The following is a 23,721-nucleotide window of genomic DNA, read 5'->3' as shown; positions in this document are numbered from 1 at the left end:
CGTGCGGCCCTCGTCGAGCTCGTGGCGCGCCGCGGCGGGTGCCGCCGGCGCGACGCTCGCCGACCAGGCCGTCGCGAGCGCAGCGAGCCTGCTCATGGTCGTGGCCGTCGCGCAGCGGCTGACGCCGGAGGCGTTCGGCGGCTTCGCGATCGCGTACGCCGCGCTCGTCGTGGCGCTCGCGTGCTGCCGTGCGTGGCTCGGCATGCCGGTGGCGCTGTCGACGCCGCTCGCCGCCGACGAGCGCCGGCGCCTGCTGGGCGGCGCATGCCTGCTCGTCGTGGCGGCGGCGCCCGTGGTCGTCGCGGGGGTGGGCGTCGCGCTGCCGGCCGCGCTCTCGCTGCTCGGCACCCCAGCCGACGGCGGCACGTTCCTCGTCGTCGCGGTCGCCGCGGTGCTGGCGTGCCTGCACGACCTCACGCGCTACGCGGCGGTCGCGAGCGGCCGACCGGTGCGCGCCCTCGCGTCGGATGCCGCGCGCCTCATCGGCGTCGGCCTCCTGCTCGTCGCACCCGCGTCCCTCCCACCGGGCGGCGTGCTGCTCGCGTGGCTCGCCATCGTCGCGGCGAGCGCTGCGGTCGGGCTGTGCCTCGTGCCTCCGTCGCTCTCGCTCCGGCACGCTCGGCGCCTTGTGGCGACCGGCGGTCGAGCCCGCAGCGGTGCCACGGTGGTCGCGCTGCTGGCGAGCGGCACGGCGCTCGCCCTGTCGACGCTCGTCGCGGCGGGGTTCTCGGCGGCGGCGAGCGGCAGCCTCCTCGGCGCGGGCACGCTGCTCGGACCGGTCAACCTGCTGCTCGCCCTGCTCGACCTCGCCGTGCTCGGCCGTCTCGTCGGGGTGCCCGAGGATCGGCGCCGCAGGATCCTCGGCGTCGTGCTGGGCGCCGTCTGGATCGCGCAGCTCGCGTGGACGGTGCTGCTCCTCGGCATCCCCTCCTCCATCGGGGAGGCCGTGCTCGGCTCGACGTGGTCGGGCGCACGCGCCATCCTCCCGATCGTGAGCGCCGAGTACGCCGTGGCCGCTGCGATCGCGGTCGTCTCGCTCGAGCTGAAGGTGCGCGACGTCGGCGTGGCGATGGTCGCGGCGCGGCTCGCGGCATGCGTCGTGGTGCTCGGCGGCACGGCGGGCCTCGCGGCGGCCGCGGCGTCGTTCGCGCTCGTGCCGGTCGTCATGCTGGCCGGCAGCGTCGTCGGCCTCGCGGTCGTGCTCGTGGGCGTCGCCGCGGCCTCGCGTCGAGCGCCTGCGGGCGTGGGCGTCGGGAGCGGACCGTGAGGGGCGACGCCCGCGGCACGCTCGTCGTCGTCGTCGCGGGCGCGGGTGGCGCGGCGCTCGTCGCTGCGGGGCTCGGGCCGATCGCCGTGGCCGCCGTCGCGGCGCTGGGTGGCGCCCTGTGGCTCGCGCGGCAGGGCGTCCTGCGGCTCGCGCTCGGGCTCGTGCTGCTCACGACCCTCGGGGCGGCGTCGACGGTGGAGGCGTGGGCCGCCGCGTCGACGTACGGGCGGCTCGCGGCGCTCGCGCTGCTCGTCGTCGCCGTGCTGCGCGAGCCGGCACCGGCCGGCGAGCCGTCGCGGTCGCAGCGGTGGCTGCTCGGCGCGCTGCTCGCGATCGCCGGCGTCGCGACCGCGACGGCGCTGTGGTCGATCGACGTCGCCGCGACGCTCGAGCAGGCGCTGCTGCTGTGGATCCTCGTCGCCGTCGTCGCGCTCGCGTCGCGGCGCCGGTGGCGCGACGCCGACGTCGTCGTCGGCGACGTCCGCGTCGTCGTCGCCGTCGTCGCAGCCGTGCTCGCCGCGGGCCTCGCGGGGCACGCGCTCGGCCTCGTGCCACTGCCGTACGGCGGGCGCTTCCAGGGGCTGCTCGCCAACCCGAACATGGCGGCGCAGGTGTCCACGCTCGCGATCTTCCTCTCGCTCGTCGTGCTGCGGCGGCGGCGATCCTGGATGGCGGTCGCGTGCCTCGCGGCCTCGGTCGCGACCATCGTCCTGTCGGAGTCGCGCACGGCCCTGCTCGCCGTCGCGGTCGGCGTCGCATGGATGGCGGTGCTCGCGGGCGCGCGCGGCGTCGTCGCGGTCGTGGGCCTCGTCGTGGCGACCGGCTGCGCGGCGACGATGCTCGGCCCGAGCCCGCTGCGGCTCGCGCTCGATCGGTTCGGCGACGCGGCCGACCGCGACGGGCTCTCGGGACGCAGCAGCATCTGGGCTGCGGCCGTCGACGCGATCGCGGCACGGCCGCACGGATGGGGATGGGGCACGACCGAGGCGGTGCTCGCGGGCGCGCACCGCGCGGGCGCGACGCGCGAGCTGGCGCAATCGTTCCACGGCAGCGTGCTGCAGGTCGCCGTCGAGGGCGGGCTGCTGGCCGCTGCGCTGCTCGTCGTCGCCTACGCCGCGACCGTCGCGCCCATGCTCCGCCTGCGTGCCCATGCGGTGCCCGCCGCCCTCTCGGGGCTCGTGGCCGCCGGCATCGTCGCGCAGGTGTCGGAGTCCGGGGTCTTCGGCACGGGGCAGCCCTTCCCCTACCTGTTCTGGTTCGGCGTCGCCGCGCTGCTCGGCCTCGACGACGCCGCCCGCCGAGGGGCGACCGTGCCCGACGCGCGACGGCTGGTGGCTCGATGAGCGGCGCGCCGATGCGCGGGGTGCTCGTGGTCGCGCCGCTGTACCCGCCCGCGTTCCGCGGCGGCGGACCGATCCGCACCCTCGCATCCCTCGTCGCCTCGGCGCCCGACGACGTGGAGGTCGCGGTCGTCTGCGCGGATCGCGACCTCGGCGCGTCCGAGCGGCTGCCGGTGCCCGGCGAGTCATGGCTGCCGGAGGGGCGAGCGCGCGTGCGGTACGTCGATCGTCGGCGCCCGGACCGCGTGCTGCGCGCGCTCTCGAGCGCGCCGACGCCCGACCTCGTCTACGTCAACGGCTGCTTCGATCCCGTCTTCTCGATCCTCGCTCGCGCCTGGGCGCGGCGTCGTGGGCTGCCGGTGCTGCTCGCACCGCGCGGCGAGCTGAGCCCGGGGGCCCTCGTCATCCACGCCGGCAGGAAGCGCGCCTTCCTGCGCCTCGCGGCCGCCTCGGGTCTCGACCGCGGCGTGCTGTGGCACGCGTCGTCCGAGCGCGAGGCCGCCGACGTGCGCCGCGCGATGGGCGACGACGCGGCGATCGTCGTGCGGGAGGACGACCATGCGCTGCCCGCGCGGGCGCAGCGGTCGCGGGCGGGATCCGGTCCGCTGCGGCTCGTCTTCGTGAGCAGGCTCGTGCCCAACAAGGGCCTGCACGTGCTGCTCGAGGCCCTCGCGTCGGTCGAGGAGCCGTGGACGCTCGACGTCCATGGGATCGAGGAGGACGCGGCCTACGCGCGTCGGTGCCGGGCCGCGGCAGCACGCCCGGGGATGCGCGGGCGCGTGACGCTGCACGGCCCGCTCGAGCCGCACGCGGTGCGCGATGCGTTCGCGGGCCACGACCTGTTCGCCTTCCCGACCGCGTTCGAGAACTTCGGCCACGTCGTCGCCGAGTCCCTGTCGGTCGGCTGTCCCGTGCTGCTCGCCGACACCACGCCGTGGACGCCGCGGCTGCGCGCAGGCGCCGGCGAGGTCGTCGACGCCCTCGACGTCGACGCGTGGGCGCGGTGCCTCGGCGCGTGGGCGCGGATGGGGCCGCGGGAGCGGACCCTGCGGCGCACGCGCGCCGCCGACGCCTTCGATCGCTGGCGCGCCGAGGCGGCGCCGCACGTGCTCTCGCTCGCGCTCACGCTCACGCAGCGCGCGCCGAGCCGCTGAGCCGCCGTCAGCCCGCGTCCGGCGCCGTGCCGGCGCGGGCGCCGGACTCCGCGGCCTCGGGTCGCGGCTGCGCACCCTGCGCCTGCGACGCGGCACCGTCGGGCTCGCGCGCGACGGGCCGCGCGGCGCGCGCGGGCCGAGCACCGCCCGCAGGCCGAGCGGCGGCGCGCGCCGCGGGCGCCGCGTCGCGGGCGGCCGGTGCCTCTGCGGCGTCCGCCGGGGCGGGCTCCCCGTAGCCGTGGCCGTAGCCGTACCGGTACGCGTGGCCGTCCGAGGTGGGCACCATCGTCAGCACGACGCCCGCGACCCGCACGTCGACGCTCGCGAGCCGGGCGAGCGCGCCGTCGAGCTGGCCGCGCGTCGTCCTCCCCGCCGCCGCGACGACGATCGCACCCGCCGTCCGCGTCGCGAGCACCGCCGCATCCGTCACGGGCAGCAGCGGCGGCGCGTCGACGAGGATCCAGTCGAACTCGGCCTCGAGCTCGCGCAGCAGCGCCTCCATGGCACGCGACCCCAGCAGCTCGCTGGGGTTCGGGGGCACGCGTCCCGACGGCAGCACGAAGAGGCCCGTGCCATCCCAGTCCTGCACGGCATCCTCGATGGTCGCATCGCCGATGAGCACCGTCGTGAGCCCCACCTGCCCCTCGATGCCGAACGTCGCCGCGACCTTCGGCTTGCGCAGGTCGGCGTCGACGAGCAGCACGGTCTGCCCGGACTGCGCGAGCGCGATCGCCAGGTTCGCCGTCGCCGTCGTCTTGCCCTCGGCGGCGACGGAGGAGGTGACGACGAACGTGCGGCGACCGCCCTCGACCTCGACGAAGAGCAGGTTCGTGCGCAACGTGCGGTACGCCTCGGCGCGGAAGTCCTGCGGGGCCTCGTGCACGACGAGCGGACGCTCGCCAGCGCGCTCGTCGAGCGCGATCGTGCCGATGACGGGATGGCGGGTCGCGACCTCGATGTCGTGCGGCGTGCGGATGCGGGTGTCGAGCACGTCGCGCAGCACGACGACGGCCGTGGCGATCGCGAGCGCCGCGAGCCCGCCGAGCGCGAGGTTCAGCGGCCACTGCGGGCTGCTCGCCGCCTCCGGGGGTCGCGCCTCCTCGACGGTCGTGAGGCGTACGGGGCTGTCCTGCGTCGGGGTGCCCTCGATCTCGTCGACCACGGCGGCGAGGCTCGTCGCCGTCGCGTTCGCGATCTCGGCAGCCTCCTGCGGGTCGCGGCTCGACGCCGTGATCTGGATGATCGTGGTGTCGGGCACGGGCGCGGCGGCGATGCGCCTCGCGAGGTCGCGGGCGTCGACGTCGAGCGCGAGGCCGTCGACGACGGCGGCGAGCACGCGCTCGCTGCTCGCGAGCTCGGCGTACGTCAGCACCCGAGACAGCGTGTACGCGTTGCTCTGCGCGAGCTCGGCGCTCGTCTCGCCGGTCTGCGTCGAGACGAAGACCTGCGTCGACGACTCGTACGACGGCGTCTGCAGCGCGGAGACCGCGCTCGCGGCGCCGATGCCGACGACGCCTGCGATGGCGATCGGCAGCCAGCGTCGGCGAAGGATCCTGACGAGGTCGGTGAGCTCCATGAGCACCTCCGTGGGCCGTCGCGGGCGACGGCGTCCGCTGCGCTGATCATGACACATCCTCGCCTTCATCGGGCGGGTGGATCCGCGCGAGTGTCCCCACCCTCGCCGCGATGCGCGACGCCGCCGCCTCGACGAGGTCGGCGACGGCGCGGTGCAGCGCCGCCGAGCCGCCGTGCGGATCGGGCACGTCGACGTCGACGCCGCGCACCGCAGGCCCACGGGCGCGCGCCGCCGCGCGCACCGTCGCGGCGAGGCGGGCGACGGCCCCGCCATCCCCCGGCAGCTCCGCGGCGTCGACGCGCGCGAGCGCCGCATCGAGCTCGAGGAGCGTGAAGGTGCGTTGGATGGCGGCGGGCACGAGGTCGACCACGACCGAGCGCTGACGCCGCGTCGCCACGATCACGAGGTCGCTCGCCGCCGCATCCTCCGCGCGCAGCAGGTGCGCGCGGTGCGCGTCGACGTCGAGCCCGAGACGGCGCGCCTCCGCCCGCACGGCCGCGTCGACCGGAGCGCCCTCCTGCGCACCGAGCCCCGCGCTCGCCACCTCGACGGCATCCGTCGCGAGCCCGCGGCGCAGCGCCGCAGCCGCGAGCGGCGACCTGCAGACGTTGCCCGTGCAGACGACGAGCATGCGGAAGGGGCCGGACGGACGCCGGCGCTCGCCCTGGCTGCTCGGCAGCGGCATGCGCCGATGCTAGGCGCGCGAGGCTCGCCGACGCGTCCCCCGCGGGCGTGAGCGCGGCTCAGTCGAGCGTCGCGACGAACGCCTTCAGCCAGGCGCGGAAGTCGGGGCCGAGGTCGTCGCGCTCGCTCGCGAGCGTCACCGTCGCCTCGAGCAGCCCCTGCCGGTCGCCCGTGTCGAAGCGGCGTCCCGTGAAGACGACGCCGACGAGGCCGTGGGCGTCGTGGGCGGCGGCGACGCGCAGCGCATCCGTCAGCTGGATCTCGCCGCCGACGCCCGGCTGCGTCTCCTCGAGGATGTCGAAGATCTCCGGTCGCAGCACGTAGCGGCCGATGACGGCGAGGTTCGACGGCGCCGTGCCCGCCTCGGGCTTCTCGACGAGGTCGCGCACGCGCACCACGTCGTCCTCGAGCGTCGTCTCGACGGTCGCGATGCCGTAGCGGTGCGCGAAGGCGGGGTCGATCTCCATGAGGGCGACGACGCTCATGCCCGTCGCGGCGTGCACCTCGAGCATGCGCTGCAGCAGCGGCGTGGCCGCGTCGATGATGTCGTCGCCGAGCAGCACGGCGAACGACTGGTCGCCGACGTGCGGGCGCGCGCGCAGCACGGCATGGCCGAGCCCCAGCGGATCGCCCTGGCGCACGTAGTGCATCTGCGCGAGGCCCGTCGACTGGCGCACCTTCGCGAGGCGCTCGACGTCGCCCTTCGCGATGAGCGTCGCCTCCAGCTCGGTCGCACGGTCGAAGTGGTTCTCGAGCGCGTTCTTGTTGCGGCCCGTGATCATGAGCACGTCGTGCAGGCCCGCGTCGACGGCCTCGGTGACGACGTACTGGATGGCGGGGCTGTCGACGACGGGGAGCATCTCCTTCGGGAGCGCCTTCGTCGCCGGCAGGAATCGGGTGCCGAGGCCTGCGGCGGGGACGACGGCCTTGGTCACGCTGCTCACGCCTCGCATCGTATCGAGCGCGGACGGCCCGCCCGTGCGCGCCCGCCTCGGCCCGCGGTCGCCGGACACGACGAAGGCCCCGCCTGCTGGCGGGGCCTTCCGGTGGTGGACCCGGGGGGAATCGAACCCCCGACCTTCTCATTGCGAACGAGACGCGCTACCAACTGCGCCACGGGCCCGGACCGACGTTCAGCATAGCCGCTTCGCAGCCGCGTGCGAAATCGACGGCGGGGTCAGCCGACGCGGCGTCGGAACGCCGCCGAGACGTCGAGGGATGCGTCCTCCTGGTCGACGTGCCCCATGATCGCGAAGCGCGACGGCCGCGCGGGCACCGGCACCTCGACGGGCACGTGCGCGGGCGTCTGCGCCACCCGCTCGCGCGCGGCGGGCACGCCGTCGTCGGTGTCGACCTCGCCGGTGACGAGCTGCTCGAACGACGGCGCGAGCGGCGTGACCTCGGCCACGACCTCCCCCGTCGCGACCATGCGCCGCGCGTGGTCGCGCAGCACGTCGATCGGCTCGCGGGTCGTGCGCTGCGACGGCACGGGCACGGGCGTCCACGCGCGGGATGCGAGCTCGGCGTCGAGCGCCGCCGAGGCGTGCTCGACACGCGCGGCCTCGATCCGCTCGTGCTCCATCGTCTGCGCGACGTCGCGGATCGAGGCGTTCGTGCGGTTGACGGCGACGAGCCCCACGACCGACAGCGTCAGCACCACGCCCGCCAGCACGAGCAGCGGCGTCGCCTGCGGCAGCAGCGCACCGGCGACGCCGACGCCGACGGATGCGAGCAGCATGAGCGTGCATGCGAGGCGCGTGCGGCGCAGCCGCTGCCTGCGGGAGACGCTGCCCGCGACGGCGACGCGCACCTGCCGCTCGACCTGCTTGATCTGCTCGTCGAGCTCGCGCGCCCTCGCGACCGCTGCGGCTCGTGCGATGGCCTGCTGCAAGCGTGCCTCCTTCGCCACGACCTTCTGCTGCCGTGCGATCTCCCGTGCGTTCGCGGCGATCTGCACCTCGGGCGGCGCCTCCGCCGTCTCGGCCATGATGCGCAGCGTCTGCTGCAGGCGCACGGCGTTGCGCTCGGTCGCGAGGTACTCGCGGCGACGCACCCACACGGGCACGAGGTACGCGAGCCACACGATCGCGGCGAGCGCGAACACCACCGTGGTGCCCATCCCCGCCATCTGCATGCGAGCACGCTACGGCCGGCGTCGGCCCGCCACCGGGATGCGCGCGGCGATTCCCGGAATGCAGGTCGAGACTCGTCATCGCACCCGCGCGAGGTGGGCGGTCAACTCGCCTGCGGCTCCGTGCGCTCCCCGATCGGCACGGGGTAGACCGACCGGTCGAACGCCGGCACGCGGCCGCCGCGCCACCGGCCGAGCACGCTCTCGGCGAGTTCCTCCCGCACGAGCGCGAAGCACAGGTGGTCGCGCCAGTCGCCGTCGATGTGGATGTAGCGCACCCGCAGCCCCTCGAAGCGGAAGCCCAGCTTCTCGACGACGCGCAGCGATGCGACGTTCTCGGGGCGGACGCAGATCTCCATGCGGTGCAGCCCGAGCCCGAAGAGGCAGTGGTCGGTCGCGAGCGCCACGGCCGTGGGCGTGACGCCGCGCCCCGCGACGCGCTGCGCCACCCAGTAGCCGAGCGTCGCGCTCGACAGCGCGCCCTGCGCGATGCCCGAGACGTTCAGCTGCCCGACGAGCTCGCCGTCGACCTCGATCGCGAACGGGATGCCCGTGCCGTCGCGCTCGGCGTCGAGCAGGCTGCGGATGCTCGAGCGCGTGTCGAAGCGGCCCGTCGGCACGCGGCCGGGCAGCGTCGCCTCCCAGCGCTGCAGCCACGCGCGGTTGTCGACGAGCTCGCGTTCGAGCGCGCGCGCATCCCGCGTGCGGATCCCGCGGATGACGACGCCGTCGTCCTCCAGGCGGGGCGTGCTGGAGATCACGCGCCCGAGCCTATGCCTACGATGGGCGCATGCCGGACGCGCAGAGCCAGAAGCGAGCGATCCGCGAGCGGGTGCGCGCGTCGCGCGCCGCGCGCACGCCCGACGAGCGCCGCGCGGCCGACGACGCGATCGCCGCCGCCGCCGTCTCGCTCATCCAGCAGCTCGGCGCACGCGACGTCGCCGCCTACCTCTCGCTGCCCGAGGAGCCCGGCACCGCGGGCATCCTCGCCTGGGCGCGCGAGCACGGCGTGCGGGTGCTGCTGCCGATCGTGCGGCAGGACGGCCTCCTCGACTGGGCCGAGCAGGGCGACGCCCTCGCCGAGGGCGCGTTCGGGCTGCTCGAGCCGACGGGCGAAGTGCTGCCGCCCACGGCGCTCGGCGACGTCGACCTCATCCTCGCCCCTGCGTCGGCCGTCGCCCGCGACGGCCAGCGGCTCGGTTGGGGCCGCGGCTTCTTCGACAAGGCGCTCGGCGCGCTCGGCAGGCGCCCGCCGGTGCACGCGATCGTCTTCGACGATGAGATCCTGGATGCCGTGCCCGCCGAGGCGCACGACCAGCCCGTCGACGGCGCCATCTCGCCGTCCGGGCGCCTGACCTTCTAGGAGACCCGACCATGCCCGTCTACGCGTACCAGTGCACCGAGTGCGGCACCGCCATCGAGGTGCGGCAGTCGTTCACCGACGACGCCCTCACCGTGTGCGAGACGTGCGGCGGCCGCCTCCGCAAGCGGTTCGACGCCATCGGCGTCACGTTCAAGGGCTCGGGCTTCTACCGCACCGACTCGCGTGCCGCCTCCGGCTCGGGATCGTCGTCGAGCGGGTCGTCGGCGAAGGAGTCCGGCTCCTCGACGACGTCGGGCTCGAAGGAGTCGGGCTCGGGCTCGGGCTCCACGCCGTCGTCGTCCTCGTCCTCCACCTCGAGCTGACCGCGCGCGCCATCCGGCACGCCACGAAGGAGAGCCAGACCATGCAGGGATTCAAGGAGTTCATCCTCCGCGGCAACGTCGTCGAGCTGGCCGTCGCGGTCGTCATCGGCACCGCCTTCACGAACATCGTGACGCAGATCGTCGAGGGCGTGATCAACCCGATCATCACGGCGATCGCCGGGCAGAACGACTTCTCGGACGTCGAGGTCGGGATCATCAAGATCGGCCTCGTCATCGGGGCGGTCATCAACTTCCTCATCGTCGCCGCCGTCGTCTACTTCGCCATGGTCATGCCGATGGCGAAGTTCAAGGAGCGCCAGGCGAAGCGCCGCGGCACCACGGAGGAGGCCGCGAAGGAGACCGACGTCGACGTGCTGCAGGACATCCGCGAGCTGCTGCGCCAGCAGCAGGTGCAGGCGACGCCGCCGACGACCAAGGCCTAGCGATGCCGCGAAGGCCCGCGCACCCCTCGGTGCGCGGGCCTTCGTCGTGCGCGGCCTCGGGGCGCGCGGGCCTCAGCCCTCCGCGTGCCAGCCGAGCGCCGGGGCGACGTGGGTCGCGAACGACTCGACGATGCGCAGGTTCAGCTCGACGCCCAGCTGCGAGGGGATCGTCAGCAGCAGCGTGTCGGCCTCCATGACGGCCCGGTCCGCGCGCAGCTGCTCGATGAGCACGTCGGGCTCGGCGGCGTAGGTGCGACCGAACGTCGAGCGGAAGCCGTCGATGACGCCCACCTGGTCGCGGCCGGCGGCGCCGCCGAACAGCAGCGCATCCTCCTGGGTCGTGATCGGGAAGACGCTGCGCGACACCGACGTCTGCGGCGTGCCCGCATGCCCCGACGCCGTCCACGCGGCTCGATACGCGGCGAGCTGCTCGGCCTGCAGGTCGCCGAACGCCATGCCGCGGTCCTCCGTCAGCAGCGTCGACGACATGAGGTGCATGCCCTGCTGCCCGGTGCGGATCGCGGTCTCGGTCGAGCCGGCACCCCACCACACGTTGCCGCGCAGGGTCGGCGACTGCGGCTCGATGCGCTGCATGCCCGAGCCGCCGCCGAACGGGCTGTGGGCGTCGCGCTCCGCGATGGGCTCGCCCTCGATCGCGCGCAGGAAGACGTCGAGGTGGCGCGCGGCGAGATCGGCGCCGCGCTCGTCGTCTCCGCGGTAGCCGAAGTGCTCGTAGCCGCGCACGACCGTCTCGGGGCTGCCGCGCGAGATGCCGAGCATGAGCCTGCCGCCCGCGATGAGGTCGAGCGCCGCCGCCTCCTCCGCGAGGTACAGCGGATTCTCGTAGCGCATGTCGATGACGCCCGTGCCGACGTGGATGCGCCTGGTGCGCGCAGCGATCGCCGACAGCAGCGGCATGGGGGCGGCGTGCTGGCGCGCGAAGTGGTGCACGCGCACGCCTGCGACGTCGACGCCGAGCTCGTCCATGCCGACCGCGAGGTCGATGGCCTGCAGGAGGTTGTCCTGCGCCGTGAGCTCGCGACCGCCGCCGAGGGGTCCGTAGTGGCCGAAGGAGAGGGTCCCGAAGCGTTGCACGACGTCAGGCTACTCCGGAATCCGTAGTGCCGTGGGCGTCGTTCGCCGACGGCCGACCCTCGGCCCCTCCCCCGCGTCCCTCGCGACGGCGCGGAGACCCGGATGCGGCGGGCGCGTCAGCCCCAGTGCGGCGGCTTGTCGCCGCGCAGGCGCTCGTCGTTCTCCGACGACTGCCGCGGCTCCGGCGCCGGCTCCCTCGATGCGCCGTCGACGGGGCCCGTCGACACGCGCCGGCCGCGCCTGCGCACGACGAGCGGCTCGGCCGACGCGTCCTCCACGAGCCCGTCGGCGCGCACGCGCGGCACGGGGCCGTCGTCCCGCTCCGCCTCGCCGGCGCCCGTCACTCGCTCGCGTCGGCGCCGACGAGCGTCGCGATGCGCGCGGCGACGGCGTCCGGGTCGGTGAAGAGCTCGAACGCGTGCACGCGCATCGTGTGCCAGCCGAGGCGACGCAGGTGCTCGGGGCGCACGCGCAGCGTCTCGCGCAGCGGTCGGTCGTCGTCCTCGTGGTCGGTCTCGATCGCCGCGCACACGCCGCCGTTCGCGACGACGAGCGGCAGGCCCGCGTAGTCGACCGTGGTGCGCAGGCCGCGCGCCTCGAGGCGCCTGGCGAGGTCGGTGAGCAGCGGGTCGCCGCCGCGAGTCGACCGCGCGAGGTGCGGCCGCTCGGCCTCGAGCAGCACGTCGCGCAGCACGGCGGCGCCGTGCTCGAGCCGCGAGCCGTCGAGGTCGGCGGCCTGGAAGGCGGCGACGAGCGTCATGGCCTTGCGCGCCCGCGTCATCGCGACCGCGAGCATCCGGTCGCCGCCCGGGTCGGCGAGGCGCCCGAGCTCGATGGCACGGCCGTAGCGGGTGCGCGCGTAGCCGACCGAGAAGATGACGCGGTCGCGGCTGAGGGCGTTGGCGTGGGCGACGTCGGCGACGACGAAGGGCTCGTCGGAGTCGGCGACGACGAAGTCGGCGAACGCCCCGGGCTGGCCGAGCGCCTGCACGACGGCCTGCTGCACGCGCACCTCGTGGCGCTCGTTGCCCGTCACCACCATGAGCGACTCGTGCGGGCGCGTGCGGGCGTGGTGCGTGACGAGCGCGATGACGCGCTCGACCTCGGCGTCGGGGCTCTCGACGAGCGACGACTGCTGGTCGGGCAGGCCCCAGGCGTCCTGCACGGTCGAGACCGTGAGGGATGCGTGGCCCAGGTACGTGCCCGCCCACGGCAGCGTCTCGATGGCACCGTCGTAGAAGCGTCGCGACACGGCGTCGATGAGGTCGGCGCCACCCGTGCGGTAGGTGCGGGCGAGGCGGTGCACCGGCAGGACCTCGGCGAGCCGTGCGAGCGCCGACTCGCCGTGCAGCTCGTCGGGGCTGCCGAGCTCGTACGAGGGGCGCACGCCGAGCGCCGAGATGCCGACGTCGAACGGCGACGGGATCTGCGTCGCCGGATCGCCGATCGCGACGACCTGCGGAGCGCGCGTGATGGCGCCGACCGCCTCGGCGAGCGTCACGGCGCCCGCGTCGAGCACGATGACGACGTCGAACGGGATCGTGCGGGCGACGCGGTGCACGTCGTACGGGCTCGCGACCCACACGGGCGCGATGGCGCGCGACACGTGCGGCGCGCGGCCCTGCAGCTGCGCGGGGTCGAGGCCGCCGCCGCGCAGCAGCGCCCGCAGCGCCTCCGCCTCGTCGGCGTGGTCGGCGATCGCGAGGCGCCACGACTGCGCGAGCTGCCATGCGAGACGACCCGATGCGGCGTCGACGTGCGCCTCGTCGACGAGCGCGAAGTCCGACTCGAGCCGCTCGAGCACCGTCGTGTTGCCGCGCAGCAGCGCACGCTCGCGCTGCAGCAGCTGCTCGAGCGCCGACTGCCACCATGCGAGGTCGAGCTCGTGCGCGACCTCGTCGTGCTCGACGTGGCGCGTCGCGAGGTCGGCGACGAGGGGCTCGAGCTCGAGCTCGGCGAGCGTCGACATGAGGGTCGCGCGCTCCTGGATGGAGTCGAGGGCCTCGGAGGGCGCTGCGAGCTCGTCGAGGCGCTGCTGCAGCGCATCGAGCGGCAGGTCGACGAGCACGGGCGAGTCGGTGCCGACGAGCGCGGCGTCGATGCCGTCGAGGGCCGCGAGGGCCGCACGGTGCTTCGCCTCGAGGCCGCCGAGCCCCGTCGGCACCGAGGGCACGGCGCCGTCGGGCGCCCACCGCGTCCACAGCTTGCGCTGCCGCTGCACGCCGACGAGCGCCTCGTGGAGGTCGCCGACCACGGCCCCGGGGCGCACGTACTCGAGCGCGAGCCGCTTGAGGCGGCGTCGCTGCAGGCCGCCGAGGGCCGCGTTCGCCTCGCGGCGCGGGCCGGTGGCGGTGATGAGCTCGCCGAGCGGCCGGTCGAACACCGACGGCACGAACCGGTCGAGCGTCTCGCGGATGTCGGCGAGCAGCCGCAGCTGCGCCCCGAGCTCGGCGACGGAGTCGAAGGGGCGCAGCTTCGTCGCCCCGAGCACGCGGCGGCCCTCGTCGACGAGCTCGGCGAGGCCGCCGTGCGCGAGGGATCGGGCATCCTCGCGCGCCGTCGCGGCGTCGCCGTCGGTCGTGAAGTTGGCCCCGTACCAGGGCGTGTCCTCGGGGCCGAAGCGGAACTGGCCGAGCTCGGCGGCCTGCACCATGGTCGCTGCGGTGCGCGGCCGGTCCTGCGCGAGGCGACGCACCGTGTCGGGTGCGAGGCGCGCCTGCGTCTGCGGCGGCGTCGGCAGCATCGCGAGGCGCGAGAGCGCGCGCAGGCAGTCGAGCACCGACACCTGCAGCTCGTCGTCGACGCGACGCAGGGCGCCGCGGTAGTCGAGCAGCACCTTGCGCAGGCGCTCGAGGGCGTCGTCGATCTCGCCGGTGTCGGGCCGCTGCGCCTGCTCCGAGCGCGTGATGGCGGCGATGAGGTCGCGGCGCAGGGTCTGCGGGCGCACCGCGAGGCCGGGGAGGCCGGTGGCGGCGAGCCGGTCGACGATGCCCTGCGTCGTCGCCCGGCGCGGGCTGACGACGAGCACGCGGCGGTCGTCGTCGACGAGCGCGGCGATCGCGTTGACGACCGTCTGCGTCACACCCGTGCCCGGCAGCGCCTCCACGACGAGCGAGTTGCCTGCGACGATCTCGCCGACGACGGCGTCCTGCTCGGCGTCGGCGTCGAGCACGAGCCGGTCGGCCTGCGGCGAGCGCTCGTCGAGCGGCAGCTGCGCCACGGCCGAGCGGCCCTCGCGCAGCCTCCAGCGCGCAGCCTCGTCGCCGGTGACGGCGTCGAGCACGGTGTGCGCGGCGGGCCGCAGGTCGGCGGCCATCGCGGGGCCCACCTCCGCGAACGTCGACACGACGAGGCGCGGCAGCACCTGGAAGCCCGGCACGTGCGCTGCCGCGAGGCGGATGCGGTCGAGCACGGGGTTGGGCGTGAAGGTGCCCTCGTGGTCGGCGAGCGACACGAGCGCGCGCTCGTCGAGCTCGACGCCGTGCACGGTGCGCAGCACGTGCGCGAGGCGCGGGTTCAGGTACGGGCGTCCCTGCAGCTGCAGCTCGAAGTCGCGGCCGCGGCGGCGCACGACGAGCGGGCGCAGCAGCACGGGACCGTGCAGCTCGCCGTGCTCGTGCGGGAAGCGCACGATGCCGATGCCGAGGTGCACGGCGTCGATCGAGCGCGACGCGGCGAGGTCGATGCCCTTCGAGGCGATGGCCGCGGCGGCGTTGCGTGCGGCGCGCAGCGCGAGGTCGTCGCGGATCAGGCTCGACAGCGCCGTGGGCCTGCCGGTGATGAACTGCGCGAGGCCGCCCGGATGCGTCGTCGAGAGCTCGATGCGCGTCGCGGTGGTGTCGACGAACGACGCGAGCGGCGAGCGGCCGCCGAGGCGCTCGACCTCGAGTCGCCACGACTGCCAGTCGCGACGGCGCGGTGCGGATGCGTCGTCATGCCGAGCGGGCTCGGGGGCGACCTGCTGCGCGTCGGGCGCCGCGGGCGCCGACGGCGCGCGCTCGGGTGCCGGCGCGGAGGCGCCGACGAGCTCGTGCCCGCCGCGCTCGCGCTCGGCGTGCTGCGGCGCGGTCGCCGGCGCGTCGGCGTCGGTCACGGCAGGGCCGTCGCCCGTGGCCGCACCGTCGCGCTCGACCTCGGTCGTCCAGAAGGGCGTCTCGGCCGACGCCGAGGGCTCGCCGGACCCGCCCACGTCATCGTTCTCTCGCCGCACGGCCCCACGATACGAGCGGAACCGCGTCGCGCGGCGGCACGACGTCGGGGTGTCCGAGGATCGGGGCCACGCACCGGCGCCCTGGAGCCGGACCGGCCGAGGGCTGCGAGGCCGAGCCCGATGCGCTGCGTCAGTACCAGGCGTCCTTCGTGCGGCGCGTGTAGAGGGCGCGCAGGTAGCGGCCCGCCTTCTGCCACAGGCGGTAGCGCGCGTTCAGCGGCAGCTCGAACGACGGCATGTAGCGCACGGGCTCGGGCGCCCATGCGGTCTTGAAGACGTAGAGGCCGCGGATGTCGCTCGTCTCCCACTCGGCGGGGTCGGGGATGTTCGCGAGCTCGTAGCCCGTGACGCCCTCGGCGTGGAGTCGCTGCATGATCGCCCACTGCATCGCGTAGGGCGCGAAGAGCTTCGGGTTCTCGCGCTGCGAGCCTGCGTCCTTGTACCAGGCGGTGTCGCCGAAGCGGATGACGAAGGCTCCCGCGATCACCTCGCCCTCGTGCGTGGCGGAGAAGAAGCGGCCCTGGCCCTCGGCGTCGTAGACGTCCCAGATGCGCTCGAAGTAGGAGTGGGGGCGGAAGTAGCCGCCCGTGCGCTCGCGCACCTCGTCGATGAGGGTGTGCATGCGCGCCGTCGACTCGGGCGTCATCGGCTCCTCGTCGATCGTGACGCCCTGCTTCGCCGCCGAGCGGTAGGAGTTGCGGGCGCGCTTCTTGAAGCGCGCCGCCACCTCGTCGAGCGATCCCGAGAGGTCGACCATGACGGCGTGCTCGTACTGGCTCGAGACCGACCGCACCCAGCCGGCGCGCTCGAAGGCGGCGACGAGCGCCTCGTCGTACTCCTGGAACACCTCCGCCTTCACGGCGAACACGCCCTTCGGGTACCGGCGTGCACGCTCGGTGAGCGCGGCGACGGTCTCGGGCGTCACGCCGGCGATGCGCGCCGCGTGGTAGATCGTGCCCGCGAGCGGCGCCTTCCTCGCGAAGTACTGCACGGGGTACTGCGCCTCGCCCACGGGGATGCGGTCGCGCAGCGCCGTCCATGGCGAGCCCTCGCGCGTGCGCGCCCACGCGCTCGACTGCATGTAGTGGGCCCGCGCCTGCGCTGCGAGCACCTCCTCGTCCCACGCCTGCGCGTCGTCGGGGCGTGCCGGGGTGGGCTCGATGACGGTCATGCGGTCCTCGCGGGTCGGGTGCCGGCCTGCTCGTGGCGGCCGCGCGCCGAGGTCGGCGGCGCACGGCAAGGCTACCGGCCACCGCCGTCGCACCTCCCTCCCCCGCGGCCCCTCGCGCATCCCGCGCTCGCCCGACCGGCCCGTACGCTCGACGTGCGCGCGCGTCCACGCCCCGATCCCCCGGGCGGATGCGCGGCGTCGGGACGGCTGGAGGATCATGGCGACGAGCATCGAGCGCGCGGTGGAGCGCGCATCCGACACCCGAGCGATCCTCCTCGGTGCCGACGTCCTGCCGCGGATCGGCCCGATGCTCGCCCAGCTGCTGCCCGGAGCGACGGCGATCGTCGTCGCCGACGAGACGACGTGGGCCATCGCGGGCGAGGCCACGACGGGTGCCCTGCGCGCGGCGGGCGTCAGGCTCGTCGACCCGCTCGTGCTGCCGGGCTCGCCCCCGCCGTACGCGGGTGCCGAGACCGTCGCGCTCGTGACGGCGCACCTGCGCCCGCTCGACGCCGTCGCGGTCGTCGTCGGCGCCGGCACGCTGAACGACGTCGTGAAGCTCGCCTCCGGCCGCCTGGGGCGCCCGTACGTCTGCGTCGCGACCGCGCCGTCGATGGATGGCTACGCCGCGTTCGGCGCGTCGATCGCGAAGGACGGCTACAAGCAGACCCTGTCGTGCCCCGCGCCCATCGCCGTCGTGGCCGACCACCGCATCCTCGCCGCGGCGCCGCGGCGGATGGTGGCGTCCGGCGTCGGCGACCTCGTCGAGAAGCTGCCGGGCGGCGCCGACTGGATCCTCGCCGACGCGCTGGGCGTCGAGCCCATCGACGCCGACGTGTGGGCGCTCGTGCAGGAGCCGCTGCGCGCCGCGCTCGCCGATCCCGAGGGCATCCGCGACGGCGCGGTCGGGGCGACCGTCGGGCTCTGCGACGGCCTCGTGCTGTCGGGCCTCGCGATGCAGGCGCATCGATCGTCGCGGCCCGCGTCCGGCGCCGGCCACCAGTGCTCGCACCTGTGGGAGATGGAGGGGCTCGGGGCGCACGACGACCCGCCGCTCGCGCACGGCCTCAAGGTGGGGCTCGGCACGATCATGCTGACGGCGCTCCACGAGGAGGCGCTGCGCCGCGACCTCGGCGCGCTCGACGTCGACGCCGCCGTCGCCGCCTTCCCCACCTGGGACGCCGTGGCGCGCAGCATCCGCCGCGAGGGGTTCTCCGCCGACCTCCTGTCGGCGGCCCTCGCGCAGTCGGAGGCGAAGCACCCGAGCCCCGAGGTGCTGCGCGCGCGCCTCACGACGCTGCGCGACGAATGGCCCACGATCGCCGAGCGCCTGCGTCGGCAGCTCCTGCCCGCGGTCGAGGTCGAGCGCATCCTCACGGTGGTCGGCGCCGTGACGCATCCGTCGCAGATCGGCCTCGGCCCCGCGGCGTTCCGCGCCACGTACGCGCGAGCCATGCGCATCCGCAGCCGCTACACGCTGCTCGACGTGCTGCACGAGGCGGGGCTGCTCGACGCGTGCGTCGACGCGCTCTTCGCGCCCGGCGGCTTCTGGGCCGAGCGCCCCTTCCCCGCCTGACCCGCGGACGGACGGCGACGGACCGCTCGCGCTGCTCCGCTTCGACGATCGCGTCGTCGTCCGCCGGCGCGGCGGCGCGGCGGCGCGGCGGCGCGACGGCGCGGCACCGGGATGCGCGCCGAGCGCTGTCTCGCGTGCGCATGTCGCGTGAGCCCGCGCTGCGTGCGCATGCGTGCGACGCGCGACCGCACCCACGGCGGACCGTCGGGCTCCCGGTCGAGCTGCGGCGCGCCGCGCGCTCAGTCGTCGAAGGCGGGCGCGTCGCGCGGATACGCGAGCAGCAGCAGCCCCGACGCGACCCAGCAGGCTGCGACGATCGCGACGAGCACGCCGGCGTCGAGGCCCGCGACGAGCCCGGCGAGCGATGCGCCCGCGGCGGCCGCCGCCGAGCGCAGGCCCGCCCCGACCGTGAACACCTGCGATCGCACGCGCGCGGGACTCTGCCGCTTGCGCAGCAGCAGCATCGCCGCAGTGGATGCGGCCGTCCAGGATCCGGCGACGCCGAACGCGACGATCGCGATCGGCAGGCCGAGGTCGGGGACGGCGAGGAGCAGGCACGCGCCGACGAGCGCGAAGCCGCCGCCCATGACCCAGGGCGGCGTCAAGCTCGTCCATCGCCGCACCGCGGCGACGAGCGCGCCCACGAGCCCGCCGATCGCGAAGGCCGTCACGATCACGGCACCGCCCTCGGCCTCCCCCGATCGCTCGAGCGAGATCGCCACGGCCACGATGGGGCCGGCGCCGCCGCCCACCTGGCTCAGCGTGCCCGAGGCCGTGACGACGGCGATGGGCCGGTGCCGCGCGAGGTGCGACATGCCGGCGGCGATGGTCTCTCGCACGCCGCGTCGCGCACCCGCACGCGCGGGCAGCCGCATGCGCAGCATGCCCACCGCCCCTGCCGCGGCGACGGCCGCGAGCACGAGCATCCCCACGCGCGCCGACCCCACGAGCACGGCGCCTGCGACGAGTGCCGGTCCGGCGACCGACGCGACGTTGTACGACAGCGCGTCGCTCGCATAGGCCCGATGCTCGTCGTCGATGACGTCGGCCACGAAGCTCGAGAGCCCGCCGAGCGCGAACGGGGCCGCGCAGCCCGTGAGCGCGAGCATGGCGGCGACGAGCGGCGTCGGCACCTCGCCGAGGAATGCGGCGATGGCGAGCCCGAGCGCCGTGACGAGGGCGGCGACGAGCATGAGCGCCTGCGGTCGCGCGGCACGGTCGAGGGCGACGCCTGCGAGCGGCGCGGCGAGCACGGTCGGCGCGAGCGCGACGCCCGTCAGCGCGCCGCCGAGCGCGACGTCGCCGACCTCCTGGACCGCGAGGATCGGGATGGCGACGATCGATCCCGCGCTCGCGAGCCGCAGCGGGGTCGCGGCGACGAGGTATCCGAGAGCGCGCACCGTCTCGAGGCTAGCGACGCCCGGGGCACTGCGCCGACCGGTTGGCGCCCGGCACCATCGCGCACGGTGCCCCTGGAGGGACTCGAACCCCCAACCCTCTCCTTAGGACGGAGCTGCTCTTCCATTGAGCTACAGAGGCCGGGCCGCGCAGGGCGCGGCGGTCAGACCAGCCTAGCGAAGGCCCGCCGGACGCGACGACGCCCGCAGCCGGATGGCTGCGGGCGTCGGTCACGTCGAGCGGGCTCAGCCCACGTCGATGAACACGGGAGCCGAGGCGCCCGGGATGGTGGAGCCTGCGACGACCGTCTGGTTGCCGTTCCAGCCACCGTGCACGGCCTGGCCGCCACCGATGTAGACGGCGACGTGCGCGGAGCCGAAGCCGCCGTTCGAGTAGTAGATGATGTCGCCGGGCGTCGCCTGCGAGCCCGGGATGGTCGGGCCGAGGTTGAAGAGGTTGCCCATGCCCGTGTAGGGGATGCCGACCGCTGCGAGCGAGTCGGCGACGAGCTGGGTGCACGTCTGGATCTCGCCGATCTGGGCGAGCGCGGCGCTGGCGATGGCGCTGCCGCCCGCGCCGACCGACACCGCAGCGCCAGCGGGCGCGCCCGACGTCGTCGTCGACGCCTCCTGCGCCGCCGCCTCGTCGGCCGCGGCCTCGTCGGCCGCTGCCTCCTGGGCTGCTGCCTCCTCGGCCGCCGCCTGCTCGGCGTCGGCCTGCGCCTGCAGGTCGACGCGGAGCTGCTCGAGCTCTGCGGGGGTCGTCGCGTACAGCTCGGCGCGCTCGGCCTCCTGCTCGGGCGAGCCGGCGGTCGACGTCGCGGTGATCGACTGCTCGTCGATCGACGTCGCCGCGAAGCCGGGCTCCGGCGTGGCGCCCTGGTTGCCTGCGAAGGCGGGGAGGGCGAGCGGGGTCACGAGGGCGATGGCGATGCCAGCGACGCCGATGCGACGGATGTGGGTGCCGCGCGAGGTGCGGGCCTTGGGCGCCTCACCGTTGGTGTCGGCGTTCTCGGCGATCTCGGTGCTTCGGGTCACGAATCAGTCTCCTGGGGTCCTGCGGGCATGCGCCTGTGCGACAGCATGACCAACCGATGTTACCAAATCGTTACGACGATGTGCCAGTGGGCTACGAACGTCGTCGCGATCGGTCGAGTCAGAAGCGCCGCACCTGGGGCTGGCCCATGGCGGCGACCATGCCGGAGAAGCTCGAGTACTTCACCGGCTTGCCTGCGGTGGCGGCGTGGATGATGGAGTCGCCACCCACGTAGATGGCGGTGTGGCCGTTCCAGATGATGAGGTCGCCTGGCTGCACCTCGGAGGCCGAGACGGGCGTGCCGTATCCCAGCTGGCCGCGGTCCGAGTGCGGCAGGTAGACGCCGACCTGCCCGTACACCCACTGGGTGAAGCCGGAGCAGTCGAATCCGGTCGAGGGGCTCGCGCCACCCCACACGTAGGGGACGCCGAGCTGCGACTGAGCGATGCCGACGACCGACCCGCCTGCGGCGGACGCCACCGAGGAGGGCGCGGCGGCGGGCGTCGCGGTCGCCGTCGACGCGGCCGACGCGGTCGCAGCCGACTCCGTGGCGGCTGCGGCCTCGGCCGCGGCCTCCTGTCGCTCGGCCTCGGCGGCGGCGGCCTCGGCCTGCGCCTGCGCGAGCTGCTCGGGCGTCGTGGCTGCGAGCCCGTTCTGCGCGATGTCGTCGACGAGCGCCGACTGCTGCACGTCGTAGGTCTGCTGGCTCTGCGCGAGGATCTCGGCGATCGAGCCGTCGAGCGTCGCAGGCTCGGCCGATGCGGTCTGCAGCGCGGCGGCCGGGAGCGCGATCGTGCCGACGAGCGCGGCGGCCACGACGACGACGCCGACGCGCTTCGCCATGCCGCCACGAGCCCCGGATGCGCGGCGACGGGTCGGCTGCGCGACGATCTCGGTGCTGGTGGAGGAGTGCTGCATGCGGTGGGGGTTCCTGCTCGTCGAACGCCTATGAGTGGCATAGGGCCTGCCCGAGCGTACGACACCGTTGCACGATTGTCATCTCGCGCTCTGGCGCGCCCTCAGGCCCGTGTCGAACCCTATGCGTCCCCCGGACGCCCGCTGACCGCGCTCAGGCGGCGAGGTAGAGGTGCTGCGCGAGCTCGGGCGGCAGCGTCACCGAGTCGCCGCCCACGACGGCGACGACGCGGTCGCGCCCCTGCGCCGAGACCGTCACCGATGCGCCGGGCGTCACGCCGGCCTCGCGCAGCCGCCGCAGCGTGGCGAGGTCGGACTGGATGGGCTCGCCGAGACGGCGCACGACGTGGGCTCCGACGACGGTCGTCGCGCGGTGCACGCCGTCGAGGAAGGCGTCGGCGCCGGGGAGCCCCAGCTCGTCGAGCCCGGGGATGGGGGTGCCGTAGGGCGACTCGGTGGGGCTGCCGAGCACCTCGAGCAGGCGGCGCTCGACCTGCTCGCTCATGACGTGCTCCCACCGGCACGCCTCGTCGTGCACGAGCGCCCAGTCGAGGCCGATGACGTCGAGCAGCAGACGCTCCGCGAGGCGATGCTTGCGCAGCACGCGCGTCGCGAGCGCCCGACCCTCGTCGGTGAGCTGCAGGTGGCGGTCCTCCGCCACGACGACGAGGCCGTCGCGCTCCATGCGCGCCACGGTCTGCGACACGGTGGGGCCCGAGTGGCCGATGCGCTCCGAGATGCGGGCGCGCATGGGCACGAAGCCCTCCTCCTCCAGGTCGAGGATCGTGCGCAGGTACATCTCCGTCGTGTCGACGAGATCGGTCATGCGCACACCTCCTCTGCCGTGGCGATGACGACAACACTAGTGAGCGAGGATCCACGCGAGCGACGCGACAGGCGCTCGTAGACTGACGCGGTGAGCGACCTCGTCATCCCCGCCTCCCTCCTCCCAGCCGACGGCCGCTTCGGCTGCGGTCCCGCCAAGGTGCGACCCGCCCAGGTGGAGGCGCTCGCCGCCTCCCGCCTGCTCGGCACGAGCCATCGGCAGGCGCCCGTGCGCGGCCTCGTCGGCTCGGTGCGGTCGCGCATCGCCGACCTGCTCTCGGCTCCCGACGGCTTCGAGGTCATCCTCGGCAACGGCGGCTCGACGACGTTCTGGGATGCGGCGGCCTTCGGGCTCGTCGAGCGCCGCGCGCACCATCTCGCGTTCGGCGAGTTCGGTGCGAAGTTCGCCAAGGCGACCGCCGCGCCGTGGCTCGAGGCTCCGAGCGTCGCGAGCGCGCCGGCCGGGTCGCGCCCCGTGCTCGAGCCCGTCGAGGGCGTCGACGTCGTCGCGTACCCGCACAACGAGACGTCGACGGGCGTCATGCACCCCGTGGTGCGCGCGAGCGAGGGCCTCACGCTGGTCGACGCCACGAGCGCCGCCGGCGGCATCGACTTCGACGCGAGCGCATCCGACGTCTACTACTTCGCGCCGCAGAAGAACCTCGGATCCGACGGCGGCCTGTGGCTCGCCCTCGTCTCGCCCGCCGCGATCGAGCGCATCGAGTCGATCGCAGCATCGGGCCGCTACGTGCCGGAGTCGCTGAGCCTCAAGCAGGCCCTCGACAACTCGCGCCTCGAGCAGACCCTCAACACCCCCGCGATCGCGACGCTCGTGATGCTCGACGAACAGCTGGGCTGGATGCTCGAGCAGGGTGGCCTGCCTGCGATGGCGGCGCGCACGCGGCAGTCGTCGGACACCCTCTACGCGTGGGCCGAGGCCCGCGGCGACGCGCAGCCGTTCGTCGCCGACGCCGAGCACCGCTCGCAGGTCGTCGTCACGATCGACTTCGACGAGTCGGTCGATGCGACGGCAGTCACGCGGGCCCTGCGCGCGAACGGCATCGTCGACACCGAGCCCTATCGCAAGCTCGGCCGCAACCAGATCCGCGTCGCGACCTTCGCGGGCATCGAGCCGAGCGACGTCGAGGCGCTCGTCGCCTGCCTCGACCACGTGCTCGAGCGCATCTAGCGGCGCGGGAGCCGAGCGACCGAGGC

The 23,721-nt window shown here is 75.0% G+C and carries 21 protein-coding genes and 2 tRNA genes; 8 read left to right on the top strand and 15 right to left on the bottom strand.

Annotated features, from left to right (window positions below; translation table 11 throughout):
* Position 1: 1 nt before the first annotated feature.
* From ACFQPP_RS12815 to ACFQPP_RS12805, 3 genes are read left to right on the top strand one after another with little or no spacing between them, the layout of a single operon-like run.
* On the top strand, positions 2 to 1,267 hold the full coding sequence (locus ACFQPP_RS12815) for a hypothetical protein (protein WP_376917027.1): 1,266 nt from the start codon (positions 2 to 4) through the stop codon (positions 1,265 to 1,267).
* Positions 1,264 to 2,610, top strand: a complete 1,347-nt coding sequence (locus ACFQPP_RS12810; RefSeq protein WP_376917026.1) for an O-antigen ligase family protein — start codon at positions 1,264 to 1,266, stop codon at positions 2,608 to 2,610. Before ACFQPP_RS12815 ends, ACFQPP_RS12810 begins: the two co-directional genes overlap by 4 nt.
* Positions 2,607 to 3,761 (top strand): glycosyltransferase, encoded by a 1,155-nt coding sequence (locus ACFQPP_RS12805; protein WP_376917025.1) that lies wholly within the window; start codon positions 2,607 to 2,609, stop codon positions 3,759 to 3,761. Before ACFQPP_RS12810 ends, ACFQPP_RS12805 begins: the two co-directional genes overlap by 4 nt.
* 7 nt (positions 3,762 to 3,768) lie before the next feature.
* Here the strand turns inward: ACFQPP_RS12805 and ACFQPP_RS12800 are convergent, their stop codons facing one another.
* The 6 genes from ACFQPP_RS12800 to ACFQPP_RS12775 all read right to left on the bottom strand — a co-directional run bounded on the left by ACFQPP_RS12800 (position 3,769) and on the right by ACFQPP_RS12775 (position 8,910).
* Positions 3,769 to 5,337 (bottom strand): polysaccharide biosynthesis tyrosine autokinase, encoded by a 1,569-nt coding sequence (locus ACFQPP_RS12800; RefSeq protein ID WP_376917024.1) that lies wholly within the window; start codon positions 5,335 to 5,337, stop codon positions 3,769 to 3,771.
* Positions 5,338 to 5,383: 46 nt separating this feature from the next.
* On the bottom strand, positions 5,384 to 6,022 hold the full coding sequence (locus ACFQPP_RS12795) for a low molecular weight phosphatase family protein (RefSeq protein WP_376917023.1): 639 nt from the start codon (positions 6,020 to 6,022) through the stop codon (positions 5,384 to 5,386).
* Between the two features lie 58 nt (positions 6,023 to 6,080).
* Complete coding sequence (gene galU, locus ACFQPP_RS12790; RefSeq protein ID WP_376917022.1) at positions 6,081 to 6,974, bottom strand: UTP--glucose-1-phosphate uridylyltransferase GalU; 894 nt, start codon at positions 6,972 to 6,974, stop codon at positions 6,081 to 6,083.
* A 94-nt stretch (positions 6,975 to 7,068) separates the two neighbouring features.
* Positions 7,069 to 7,144: transfer RNA gene (locus ACFQPP_RS12785), tRNA-Ala, on the bottom strand.
* A gap of 54 nt (positions 7,145 to 7,198) precedes the next feature.
* Positions 7,199 to 8,155 carry a hypothetical protein gene (locus ACFQPP_RS12780; RefSeq protein WP_376917021.1) on the bottom strand — a complete coding sequence of 319 codons (957 nt, stop codon included), beginning with the start codon at positions 8,153 to 8,155 and terminating at the stop codon, positions 7,199 to 7,201.
* A gap of 101 nt (positions 8,156 to 8,256) precedes the next feature.
* The gene (locus ACFQPP_RS12775; RefSeq protein ID WP_376917333.1) at positions 8,257 to 8,910 is read right to left on the bottom strand and encodes a GNAT family N-acetyltransferase; all 654 of its coding nucleotides are present in this window, start codon (positions 8,908 to 8,910) and stop codon (positions 8,257 to 8,259) included.
* A 32-nt stretch (positions 8,911 to 8,942) separates the two neighbouring features.
* Here ACFQPP_RS12775 and ACFQPP_RS12770 point away from each other — a divergent pair, with 32 nt between their 5' ends.
* From ACFQPP_RS12770 to mscL, 3 genes are read left to right on the top strand one after another with little or no spacing between them, the layout of a single operon-like run.
* Positions 8,943 to 9,515 (top strand): 5-formyltetrahydrofolate cyclo-ligase, encoded by a 573-nt coding sequence (locus ACFQPP_RS12770; RefSeq protein WP_376917020.1) that lies wholly within the window; start codon positions 8,943 to 8,945, stop codon positions 9,513 to 9,515.
* Positions 9,516 to 9,526: 11 nt separating this feature from the next.
* The gene (locus tag ACFQPP_RS12765) at positions 9,527 to 9,838 is read left to right on the top strand and encodes an FmdB family zinc ribbon protein (protein WP_376917019.1); all 312 of its coding nucleotides are present in this window, start codon (positions 9,527 to 9,529) and stop codon (positions 9,836 to 9,838) included.
* Positions 9,839 to 9,879: 41 nt separating this feature from the next.
* Positions 9,880 to 10,281: a large conductance mechanosensitive channel protein MscL gene (mscL, locus tag ACFQPP_RS12760; RefSeq protein ID WP_376917018.1), complete on the top strand. Its 402-nt coding sequence runs from the start codon at positions 9,880 to 9,882 to the stop codon at positions 10,279 to 10,281.
* Between the two features lie 72 nt (positions 10,282 to 10,353).
* Here mscL and ACFQPP_RS12755 read toward each other — a convergent pair whose 3' ends face one another.
* The 4 genes from ACFQPP_RS12755 to ACFQPP_RS12740 all read right to left on the bottom strand — a co-directional run bounded on the left by ACFQPP_RS12755 (position 10,354) and on the right by ACFQPP_RS12740 (position 16,757).
* Positions 10,354 to 11,376, bottom strand: coding sequence for an LLM class flavin-dependent oxidoreductase (locus ACFQPP_RS12755; RefSeq protein ID WP_376917017.1), 1,023 nt, complete (start codon positions 11,374 to 11,376; stop codon positions 10,354 to 10,356).
* A 116-nt stretch (positions 11,377 to 11,492) separates the two neighbouring features.
* Positions 11,493 to 11,720 (bottom strand): hypothetical protein, encoded by a 228-nt coding sequence (locus ACFQPP_RS12750; RefSeq protein WP_376917016.1) that lies wholly within the window; start codon positions 11,718 to 11,720, stop codon positions 11,493 to 11,495.
* Positions 11,717 to 15,586 (bottom strand): AAA family ATPase, encoded by a 3,870-nt coding sequence (locus tag ACFQPP_RS12745; protein WP_376917015.1) that lies wholly within the window; start codon positions 15,584 to 15,586, stop codon positions 11,717 to 11,719. Before ACFQPP_RS12745 ends, ACFQPP_RS12750 begins: the two co-directional genes overlap by 4 nt.
* Positions 15,587 to 15,716: 130 nt before the next feature.
* Positions 15,717 to 16,757, bottom strand: a complete 1,041-nt coding sequence (locus tag ACFQPP_RS12740) for a lipid II:glycine glycyltransferase FemX (RefSeq protein ID WP_376917014.1) — start codon at positions 16,755 to 16,757, stop codon at positions 15,717 to 15,719.
* 217 nt (positions 16,758 to 16,974) lie between these two features.
* Between ACFQPP_RS12740 and ACFQPP_RS12735 the strand changes: the two genes are divergently transcribed.
* Complete coding sequence (locus tag ACFQPP_RS12735) at positions 16,975 to 18,333, top strand: sn-glycerol-1-phosphate dehydrogenase (RefSeq protein WP_376917013.1); 1,359 nt, start codon at positions 16,975 to 16,977, stop codon at positions 18,331 to 18,333.
* A gap of 239 nt (positions 18,334 to 18,572) precedes the next feature.
* On the opposite strand, the gene ACFQPP_RS12730 is transcribed toward ACFQPP_RS12735, so the two are convergent.
* The 5 genes from ACFQPP_RS12730 to ACFQPP_RS12710 form a co-directional block, all read right to left on the bottom strand.
* Positions 18,573 to 19,733, bottom strand: a complete 1,161-nt coding sequence (locus ACFQPP_RS12730; RefSeq protein ID WP_376917012.1) for an MFS transporter — start codon at positions 19,731 to 19,733, stop codon at positions 18,573 to 18,575.
* Between the two features lie 67 nt (positions 19,734 to 19,800).
* Positions 19,801 to 19,872, bottom strand: a tRNA-Arg gene (locus tag ACFQPP_RS12725).
* Positions 19,873 to 19,976: 104 nt separating this feature from the next.
* On the bottom strand, positions 19,977 to 20,768 hold the full coding sequence (locus ACFQPP_RS12720; protein WP_376917011.1) for an NlpC/P60 family protein: 792 nt from the start codon (positions 20,766 to 20,768) through the stop codon (positions 19,977 to 19,979).
* 118 nt (positions 20,769 to 20,886) lie between these two features.
* Positions 20,887 to 21,684: a C40 family peptidase gene (locus tag ACFQPP_RS12715; protein ID WP_376917010.1), complete on the bottom strand. Its 798-nt coding sequence runs from the start codon at positions 21,682 to 21,684 to the stop codon at positions 20,887 to 20,889.
* Positions 21,685 to 21,835: 151 nt separating this feature from the next.
* Positions 21,836 to 22,507, bottom strand: coding sequence for a metal-dependent transcriptional regulator (locus ACFQPP_RS12710; protein WP_376917009.1), 672 nt, complete (start codon positions 22,505 to 22,507; stop codon positions 21,836 to 21,838).
* A gap of 90 nt (positions 22,508 to 22,597) precedes the next feature.
* Between ACFQPP_RS12710 and serC the strand changes: the two genes are divergently transcribed.
* Positions 22,598 to 23,695 (top strand): phosphoserine transaminase, encoded by a 1,098-nt coding sequence (gene serC / locus ACFQPP_RS12705; RefSeq protein WP_376917008.1) that lies wholly within the window; start codon positions 22,598 to 22,600, stop codon positions 23,693 to 23,695.
* Positions 23,696 to 23,721: the final 26 nt, after the last annotated feature.

It is taken from the genome of Agrococcus sp. GCM10030265 (assembly GCF_042666675.1).
Taxonomy (GTDB): domain Bacteria; phylum Actinomycetota; class Actinomycetes; order Actinomycetales; family Microbacteriaceae; genus Agrococcus.
This window is presented reverse-complemented; position numbering and strand designations above follow the sequence as displayed.